The organism is Vibrio sp. R12-SG2-ISO1 (assembly GCF_059834045.1).
Genome location: NZ_JCBDGO010000002.1, coordinates 74,819 through 84,605 on the forward strand (window position 1 = coordinate 74,819; position 9,787 = coordinate 84,605).

At 49.8% G+C, this 9,787-nt stretch carries 8 protein-coding genes and 1 rRNA gene; 7 read left to right on the forward strand and 2 right to left on the reverse strand.

What is annotated here, in order from left to right; genetic code table 11:
- Positions 1-27 precede the first annotated feature (27 nt).
- The gene (gene gppA / locus AC6R10_RS03700; protein ID WP_500671483.1) at positions 28-1,533 is read right to left on the reverse strand and encodes a guanosine-5'-triphosphate,3'-diphosphate diphosphatase; all 1,506 of its coding nucleotides are present in this window, start codon (positions 1,531-1,533) and stop codon (positions 28-30) included.
- 7 nt (positions 1,534-1,540) lie between these two features.
- Positions 1,541-2,842: an ATP-dependent RNA helicase RhlB gene (gene rhlB, locus AC6R10_RS03705; protein ID WP_500671484.1), complete on the reverse strand. Its 1,302-nt coding sequence runs from the start codon at positions 2,840-2,842 to the stop codon at positions 1,541-1,543.
- A 112-nt stretch (positions 2,843-2,954) separates the two neighbouring features.
- On the opposite strand from rhlB, the gene trxA reads away from it, so the two are divergent.
- The 7 genes from trxA to AC6R10_RS03740 form a co-directional block, all read left to right on the forward strand.
- Complete coding sequence (trxA, locus tag AC6R10_RS03710; RefSeq protein ID WP_053440774.1) at positions 2,955-3,281, forward strand: thioredoxin TrxA; 327 nt, start codon at positions 2,955-2,957, stop codon at positions 3,279-3,281.
- 199 nt (positions 3,282-3,480) lie between these two features.
- Positions 3,481-4,740, forward strand: a complete 1,260-nt coding sequence (rho, locus tag AC6R10_RS03715) for a transcription termination factor Rho (RefSeq protein ID WP_334555481.1) — start codon at positions 3,481-3,483, stop codon at positions 4,738-4,740.
- 105 nt (positions 4,741-4,845) lie between these two features.
- Positions 4,846-5,838, forward strand: coding sequence for a hypothetical protein (locus tag AC6R10_RS03720; RefSeq protein WP_500671485.1), 993 nt, complete (start codon positions 4,846-4,848; stop codon positions 5,836-5,838).
- Positions 5,839-5,916: 78 nt separating this feature from the next.
- Entirely contained in the window at positions 5,917-7,770 is a 1,854-nt protein-coding gene (gene ubiD / locus AC6R10_RS03725) for a 4-hydroxy-3-polyprenylbenzoate decarboxylase (protein WP_500671486.1), read from the forward strand.
- Entirely contained in the window at positions 7,767-8,036 is a 270-nt protein-coding gene (locus AC6R10_RS03730) for a 2Fe-2S iron-sulfur cluster-binding protein (protein ID WP_500671487.1), read from the forward strand. Before ubiD ends, AC6R10_RS03730 begins: the two co-directional genes overlap by 4 nt.
- Positions 8,037-8,050: 14 nt before the next feature.
- On the forward strand, positions 8,051-8,764 hold the full coding sequence (fre, locus tag AC6R10_RS03735) for an NAD(P)H-flavin reductase (protein ID WP_334555477.1): 714 nt from the start codon (positions 8,051-8,053) through the stop codon (positions 8,762-8,764).
- 494 nt (positions 8,765-9,258) lie between these two features.
- A 16S ribosomal RNA gene (locus tag AC6R10_RS03740) occupies positions 9,259-9,787 on the forward strand; the annotation flags it as partial.

Here is a 9,787-nt window from a genome sequence, read left to right on the forward strand (position 1 = left end):
CAACTCTGTGCTGCGCTGCGACGTGATTTAGATGGCCGCCACTGCGCGGGTGGTGATCACCAAGGGCCAGCCAATATCACTCTGGCGGTTCGCTTCAATTTCAAGCTCCGCACTGGTGAGAGGGTTTTGCTCTAACCAGAGTGGGTCCAAGGTCAGCGTCAGCTTATCACCGTCAGTGGTTAACACCACATCTGGCGCAAGTTGTGGATTACGTCGATGGGTTAATAGCACGGCCAGTCTGAGTAGACGCAACACACGCTTGGCACTGGTGCCAGAGAGCGCGTGCTGCTCAGGCAGTGAGGAGAGCTGTTCACGATAGCGACGAGTGAGCTCACCCAACAGGTGCTTCTGCGCACGGGTAAAGCCTGGCAAATCGAGATGCTGAAGGAGATACGCTCCGTGCTCCCCGCCTTTTTTAAAGTCGATCGTCAGGCCAATTTCATGCAGCTTAGCGGCGGTATCGAGTAGCACCACCCCTTGGTCTTCCGCAATCCAGCCTTGCTCGCATTGAGTGAGTAAGGTATTGGCTTGCTGCGCAACTTGTTCACCGTAGGCAACATCCAATTGGTATCGCGTTTGGACACTGGTAATGGTGCGCGCACGTATGTCGTCTTGCTTAAGTTCATCGACCATTTCGTACACTAAGCCTTCGCGCAGTGCGCCGCCGGCCAGTGTCATTGCCTCGATCTCTAACAACTCGAAAATCGCAATGAGAATCGACAAGCCGCTCGGAAATACCAGCGCACGTTCGAAAGTGAGCCCTTCGATATCTAGCTCTTCGAGGTGGTCAGCGCGCATGGCTTGCTTTTGCAAGCGCTTGAGCTTCGGGTGGGTGATCACCTCATCCATCCCTTGCGCTAACATGATCTCTTGCAAAGCTTGCACCGTGCCTGACGCGCCGACACACACATCCCAACCCAGCGCGCGGTATTGCTCCAAGATCGGGTGCAGCGTCTGCTTGGCCGCCGAAATGGCGTTGTCAAAGTTACTGGCCGTCAACTGTCTGTCTTTAAAGTGCTTCTCAAGCCAGGTCACACAGCCCATTTTTAGACTGGTGAGCGCTTTGGCTTCAAACCCTTCACCGATAATCAGTTCAGTGCTGGCGCCACCAATATCGACCACCAAACGACGTCCGCTACCACCGGAGGTGTGCGCAACGCCTTTATAAATAGTGGCCGCTTCTTCCTCACCACTGATGACCTCGATCGTGTGACCTAAGATTTCATTGGCTTTGGCAAGAAATTGCTCGGCGTTGGTGGCCGTTCTTAAGGTCGCGGTGCCGACGATGCGGATATTATCCGGTTCAATGTCTTGCAATCGCTCTGCAAACAAGCGCAAGCAGTCCCATCCGCGCTGCATGGCGTCTAGGCTCAGCGCATTGTTTTCGTCTAGGCCAGCGGCAAGGCGCACTTTGCGCTTGATTTTAGCCATGGTTTGAACGCTGCCATCGATATGACGCACAACGAGCATGTGAAAACTGTTCGACCCGAGGTCGATGGCAGCGTAGAGCGGAGAGGAGGCGGCTTGACTCATAGACGACTTAAGAATCCTTTTGCTGACGTGAACGAGAGCGGTTGTTGTTACGGCGGTTGTTATTGCGAGAGCCACCGGTGTTTGTACGACGTTGCTGAGGTTTGTTGCTGCGCATGCGAATCGGTGCAGGCAGGTTTTGAATCAAAGCGCTTGCGTCGTAATCCGATTGTGGGATCGTGTGCTCAATGTACTCTTCAATAGCAGGCAAATTGATCGCGTAATCTTCACAAGCGAAGCTAATAGAGTGACCGCTTGCGCCCGCACGACCAGTACGACCGATACGGTGGACATAATCTTCACAATCATCAGGCAAATCGTAGTTAAAGACGTGCGTGACTTGCGGAATGTGCAAACCGCGCGCCGCGACATCGGTAGCAACCAGAATATCGACGTCACCTTTGGTGAATTGCTCAAGAATCTTCTCGCGCTTCTTCTGCGGAACATCACCAGTAAGTAGGCCGACACGATGACCGTCAGCGGCCAGATGTCCCCATACGGATTCACATTTGTGCTTGGTGTTGGCAAAAACGATGGCACGGTCTGGCCACTCTTCTTCAATCAGAGTTTGCAGCAGCGCCATTTTGTGCTCGTTAGAAGGGTAGAACAGTTCTTCTTTTATACGGTGACCGGTTTTTTGTTCCGGCTCGACCACGACATGCTCTGGGTTGTGCATGTGTTCAAAAGCGAGTTCTTGCACGCGGTATGACAGCGTGGCAGAAAACAGCATGTTCAAACGCTCTTTTGGCTCTGGCATGCGGCGGAATAGGAAACGAATGTCTTTAATAAAGCCAAGATCGAACATGCGATCTGCTTCATCCAATACCACAGCTTGGATATTGTTGAGGTTAAACACGCGCTGCTTATAGAAGTCGATGATACGACCTGTGGTGCCGATCAGTACGTCCACACCTTGCTCAAGTTTCGCAAGTTGTTTGTCGTAACTTTCGCCGCCGTAGGCAAGGGCGGTTTTGATCCCTGTGCTTTCGACCAATGGCGCCGCATCATTATAGATCTGGATCGCCAGCTCACGAGTCGGCGCCATAATGATGGCACGCGGCTGTGTCGGTTTGCGGCCGTCATGCTCAGGCGTGGTCAGCAAATGGTTAAAAGTAGCAGTCAAGAAAGCCAGGGTTTTACCTGTCCCTGTTTGAGCTTGTCCTGCGATGTCTTGGCCGGTGAGCAGTACCGGCAACGCCAAGGCTTGGATAGGGGTACAAAACTCGAACCCTTTTTTCTCCAATCCTTCAGTAACTTGGGGGTGTAAACCCAAATCGGCGAACTTTTGCTCTGTGATATGCGTCTTTTTCATTGCTATAGAATATCAGCTTAAGCTTGCAATACGAAAGTAAATACATTCCAATAGGGCATCTAAATACTGGTTATCATCCAACCAGTTCAGAAAAAACACATTGGAGTGGAAGATGAGTGATAAAATTTTGCAGCTAACTGATGATGGTTTTGATGCTGATGTAATCAATGCTGCAGGCCCGGTTCTTGTGGATTTTTGGGCAGAATGGTGCGGACCATGTAAAATGATCGCGCCGATTCTGGACGAAATCGCAGACGAGTACGAAGGCAAACTCACTATCGGTAAACTGAACATCGACCAGAACGCAGGCACACCGCCTAAGTTTGGTATCCGTGGTATTCCAACGTTACTTCTGTTCAAAGATGGTAACGTCGCAGCGACCAAAGTTGGCGCGCTGTCTAAGACTCAACTGAAAGAGTTTTTGGACGCCAACCTATAAGTCCACCGAGCTAAGACCGTGCATTTTAACCGATGCACGGTTTTGTTTTTGAAGGCCAACAAAATCTAGACTAGTCTAGTATTTAGTGCTAATTTATCGCACGTTAATTAAACAAGTTCTCTTCTTTGGTCGATCCTCTGACCAAATTCATCTAACTAAATAACAGATCCTTATTTTGACTAAACAAGTATCCACCACCATGAATCTAACTGAACTGAAGAACAGACCTGTGTCTGATCTTGTCAAACTTGGCGAAAGCTTGGGCCTTGAAAACCTAGCTCGCCTAAGAAAACAAGACATCATCTTCGCTATCTTGAAAGCGCATGCTAAAAGCGGTGAAGATATTTTCGGCGACGGGGTTCTGGAAATACTGCAAGACGGTTTCGGTTTCCTGCGCAGCGCAGACAGCTCTTACCTCGCAGGTCCGGACGACATCTACGTGTCACCGAGTCAGATTCGTCGTTTCAACTTACGCACGGGTGACTCAATTGCAGGTAAAATTCGTCCGCCAAAAGATGGGGAACGATACTTTGCATTGTTGAAAGTCAATACGGTTAATGATGATAAGCCAGACAACGCGCGTAACAAGATTCTATTTGAAAACTTGACGCCACTGCACGCCAATGAGCGTATGGTGATGGAGCGTGGTAACGGTTCGACGGAAGATATTACGGCACGTGTTTTGGATCTCGCGTCACCGATTGGTAAAGGTCAACGTGGTCTGATTGTTGCTCCGCCAAAAGCGGGTAAAACCATGCTGCTGCAAAACATCGCTCAGAGCATCACCTACAACCACCCTGAGTGTGTGCTGATGGTCCTTCTTATCGACGAACGTCCAGAGGAAGTGACAGAGATGCAACGCCTAGTCAAAGGTGAAGTGGTTGCATCGACGTTTGATGAGCCAGCGTCTCGTCACGTACAAGTAGCAGAAATGGTGATCGAGAAAGCGAAACGTCTGGTTGAGCACAAGAAGGACGTGGTGATCCTACTTGATTCGATTACGCGTCTCGCGCGCGCCTACAACACCGTTGTGCCTTCATCGGGTAAGGTTCTAACGGGTGGTGTCGATGCAAACGCACTACACCGTCCTAAGCGCTTCTTTGGTGCGGCACGTAACGTCGAAGAAGGTGGCAGCTTAACGATTCTAGCGACAGCACTGGTCGATACCGGTTCTAAGATGGATGAAGTCATCTACGAAGAATTTAAAGGTACAGGTAACATGGAAATTCACCTGAACCGTAAGATTGCCGAGAAGCGTGTCTTCCCAGCGATCGATTTCAACCGCTCTGGTACTCGTCGTGAAGAGCTACTGACGAAAAACGAAGAGCTGCAAAAAATGTGGATCCTACGCAAAATCGTACACCCAATGGGTGAAACCGATGCGATGGAATTCCTCATTGATAAGTTGGCCATGACCAAGACCAATGATGAATTCTTCGATGCCATGCGCAGACAGTAATAAGCAAGTTTGAATAAATGAACGCCACCCAACCCGGGTGGCGTTTTTATTTGCATTCTCCGCTATTCCTATCCACAATAAGTGAAATGTTACAAGGAGGTTAACATGCAACAAGGAATGTTGTCGTCACTTCTCCTCTCGGCATCTCTACTGGTGGCTCACCCCGTCTCGGCAACGCCCATGGATCCGGAAAGAGCGCAAGCGTTGCTCGCCGATGAGCACATTGAACTGAAAGTGGCTGAGCTGCTGCAATATGCTATCGAAGATAATATCGACACACTCAAATTTGCGTTAGATCGTTTGTCACTCCCACAGCAGGAAGTGGCGCGTTATCTATTATTGAAAAAGTTTGAAGATCAAGAGTTAGCGCTCACGTCGAAAATGGCTTTGTTTGTTGAGCAGCAAAAACGTCGTGTACCCACCTATCAAGTCTTGGAGGTCGGTGATGGTTATGAGTTTTCAACCCCCGCGTTTAATTATCCTGCAATTGCGAGTCGTCTGCTGAAACAGTGGAAGCAGGGGCAATCGGCATTGGAATTTGTGCTAGCGGCAGAGCGCCAGGAGTTGAATCTGAAACAGTGGTTATCGGGTAGCGACTATCAGGTACAGATGAGAGAGTCCTTGTTTATCCGCGAGCTAGATACCTTGTCTCAGCAAGCGGTTTTAGCATTGGCAGCGCAGCTGACAGAGCAAACGGTCACCAGTTGGCTTCCTTCATCGGCAGTCATGGTACGCTTGGCGCAAGTCAGTGAAGACCCAGGTGTTTACAAACTGATCTGGCTAACCAAAGCGGACTTTAATAGTCAGCAAGAGTTGGCGAGGCTCGCTGATGTGGGCGACGAGTTTGCTCTGCAGCAAATCATGCGTGCATCCACTAACCCTGCCTTGAAAGCATCGGCGATTGAGGCGTTAACGCGCATTAAACCGATGTCACCAGAGGTAAAGGAATTTCTTATCGCTAAGATGGCTATTCGTGAAGAGGCGTCAATGGTGGCAAGCGCGCTCGCCAATCAAGGTTATCGAAGCTGGCTTGAAGAGTTAGCCAAGACCAACCAAACCGTGCGCAGTCATGCCATTTTGAGTGTGTTAACCCAATAAGACCCTGCACAAAAAGGGTGATCGGACGGGCGAGGTTTTTGATATACTGATGCGATATTAATCAGCCAGCAAAAGCCCATGAGTTTTAAGGATTTAAGAGACTTTATCGACTTCCTCGAGCAAAAGGGGAAGCTTAAGCGCATTACTCACCCGGTTGACCCCGCTTATGAAATGACAGAGATCAGTGACCGAACACTGCGAGCGGGTGGTCCTGCTCTGTTGTTTGAAAACCCCATCGGTTACTCCATGCCTGTCCTTACCAACCTGTTTGGTACGCCAGAACGTGTCGCGATTGGCATGGGGCGTCAGGAAGTCAAAGAGTTGCGGGAAGTGGGTAAACTGCTTGCCTACCTGAAAGAACCCGAGCCCCCTAAAGGGTTTAAAGACGCGCTCGAAAAATTACCTGTCTTTCGGCAAGTCCTGAACATGCCAGCGAAACGCTTGCGCCGCGCACCGTGTCAGGAGATCGTTTGGCAAGGTGAGCAGGTCGATCTCGATAAAGTCCCCGTAATGAGCTGTTGGCAAGACGACGTGGCGCCGTTGCTCACCTGGGGATTGACGGTTACGCGTGGCACCAAGCAAAAACGACAAAACCTCGGGATTTATCGTCAGCAAAAAATCGCTAAAAACAAGGTGATCATGCGCTGGCTCGCCCATCGTGGTGGCGCACTTGACCTACGTGATTGGATGGAGACGCATCCAGGTAAACCGTTCCCAGTCTCTGTCGCTTTTGGTGCGGATCCCGCCACCATACTTGGCGCCGTTACGCCGGTGCCGGATACCTTGTCTGAGTATGCCTTTGCCGGTCTATTGCGGGGCAGCAAAACCGAAGTGGTGAAATCGGTGAGTAACGATCTCGATGTTCCCGCGAGTGCAGAGATTGTATTGGAAGGGTACATCGACCCAAATGAGTTTGCCGATGAAGGTCCATACGGTGATCACACCGGGTATTACAATGAAAAAGAGCAGCATCATGTGTTCACCGTGACGCACATTACAATGCGTCAAAATCCCATTTATCACAGTACCTACACTGGCCGCCCGCCCGATGAGCCAGCTGTGCTTGGGGTGGCATTGAATGAAGTGTTTGTGCCGATTTTGCAAAAGCAGTTCCCGGAGATTGAAGATTTTTACCTACCGCCGGAGGGGTGTTCGTATCGCATGGCGGTGGTGACGATGAAGAAACAGTACCCGGGCCACGCGAAGCGCGTCATGATGGGTGTGTGGTCTTTTTTGCGCCAGTTCATGTATACCAAGTTTGTCATCGTGTGCGATGAAGCTGTCGATGCCCGCGATTGGGGCAGTGTCGTCGCGGCGATGAGCCAGCATGTCGAACCGCTGCGTGATAGTTTATTCATAGAAGATACCCCTATCGATTCCCTTGATTTTGCATCGCCAGTCGCGGGTCTAGGTTCCAAGATGGGTCTCGATGCGACAGTGAAGTGGGATGCAGAACGTGTGGGTCGAGCCGAGTTGCCCGCCAGCACTAGGCTATCACAGGACGCCATCCGTCAATTTATTGCTCAGAATGACAACGTCCGAACGATACACATTCCAGAAACTGCCCACGGTGATGGCGTGGCCATTGTGACGATGAATAAGCAGCTGGCTGGAGACTCAGCGTCACTCGGACACCACACCCATCAGTGGTTAGCGCAGCACACGCGACCTAAGTTCATTATTCTTTGTGATGATGATGTCGATGCTCAAGACTGGAACGACGTTATCTGGGCGGTGACAACACGGATGGATCCATCGCGCGACAGCCTACGTATTGCAGCGACAGATAATCAATCGTCATGCTTAGTGCTTGATGCCACCAATAAAATCGAAGGGCTTGAAGTGACGCGCGAGTGGGGCACGCCTATCAAGAAAGATCCGGACTTAGTGGCAAAAATCGATGCTATTTGGCCCGAGTTAGGTATCCTATGACGTATCAAGTCATCTTGCATCCAGGGGCAATCGCCTTTGATGTGCAAGAGGGAGAAACGGTGCTGGAAGGGGCGCTCAACAATCAATTCCCTTTCCCACACCGTTGTCAGGTCGGTGCATGCGCAGCCTGTTTGTGCCGGATAATAAAAGGAACAGTGAAGTATCAATTAGAACCTATGCTGACAGAGAAAGAGCAGCAAGAAGGGTGGATATTCGCTTGTCAGGCTCTCGCAACGAGTCATTTAGAACTTACTCTAGAGGAGTGAGTTAGAGGAATACCATGACAATCCAATGTAAAGTAAAGTCTATTCAGCCGTTAGCTGCGAATACATTTCAAATTTTGCTCCATCCACAACAGCCGGTTGCGTTCAAAGCTGGCCAATACCTTACTGTGGTGATGGGTGAGAAAGATAATCGCCCTTTTTCTATTGCCAGTAGCCCGTGCCGCCATGAAGGCGAACTTGAACTTCATATCGGCGCAGCGGAACACAACGCTTACGCCCTTGAAGTGGTGGAAATGATGCAACACGCGCTGCAAACCCAAAGCGACATCACCATAGATGCACCACACGGCGATGCCTGGCTACAACAAAATAGCGAGAGACCACTATTATTGATTGCTGGAGGAACCGGCTTCAGTTATGTACGCTCCATTCTCGATCATTGCTTGTCCCAATCTTTAGAGAATGACATCTATCTTTATTGGGGAGCGCGAGATCAAAGTCAGCTGTATGCTCAACAAGAGTTGGCAGCGATTGCAGAGCAACATCGCCATGTACACTTTATTCCAGTGGTGGAAGCGCCAGAAGGCGAATGGCATGGAAAGGTAGGTAACGTCCTTCAAGCGGTGGAAGATGATTTCGACTCACTCGCCGAGTTTGATATCTATATCGCAGGGCGCTTTGAAATGGCCGGCGCCGCGCGTGAGCGCTTCACACAACACAGAGATGCGAAGAGTGATCGTATGTTTGCGGATGCGTATGCTTTTATCTAATCGATAAATTTTCCTATCAAAGGGTGGTTGAAAAGAGAGCAAAATGCTCTCTTTTTTGCCCTTTCGGCCACAATTTCAGCGAACAGCCTGTTTTTTTAAATTATTTTCAAATAGGGCTTGCGCTATCGAATCAACTCCCTATAATGCGCATCCACTGACACGGCAGACGCCACAAGGCTTCAGCAGTGTTAAAGAGGTAAAAGCTTCTTAAGAAAATAAATTTGAAAAGTGTTTGACTCTTCAAATTAACTCGTTAGAATGCACCTCCGCTTCGAGATAAAGCTGAAAGCAACAGCTCTTTAACAATATAAACCTATCAATCTGTGTGGGCACTCGTTGATGATAATCCAAATAGATACTTCGGTATCAATTTAGGTTTCAATGAACTGAGTGACCATTGAATCTTCGGATTCAGCACAGTCAATTCAAGTTTTCTAGGAACTAGCTTCTAGTCACTAGGAACTTATCAGTATTCATTGAGCCAACAAAATCTTAAATTGAAGAGTTTGATCATGGCTCAGATTGAACGCTGGCGGCAGGCCTAACACATGCAAGTCGAGCGGAAACGACTTAACTGAACCTTCGGGGAACGTTAAGGGCGTCGAGCGGCGGACGGGTGAGTAATGCCTGGGAAATTGCCCTGATGTGGGGGATAACCATTGGAAACGATGGCTAATACCGCATAATAGCTTCGGCTCAAAGAGGGGGACCTTCGGGCCTCTCGCGTCAGGATATGCCCAGGTGGGATTAGCTAGTTGGTGAGGTAAGGGCTCACCAAGGCGACGATCCCTAGCTGGTCTGAGAGGATGATCAGCCACACTGGAACTGAGACACGGTCCAGACTCCTACGGGAGGCAGCAGTGGGGAATATTGCACAATGGGCGCAAGCCTGATGCAGCCATGCCGCGTGTATGAAGAAGGCCTTCGGGTTGTAAAGTACTTTCAGCAGTGAGGAAGGTGGGTGTGTTAATAGCACACTCATTTAGGTGCTGCCTTGTCTGGAGGAAGACTGAGAATTAACCT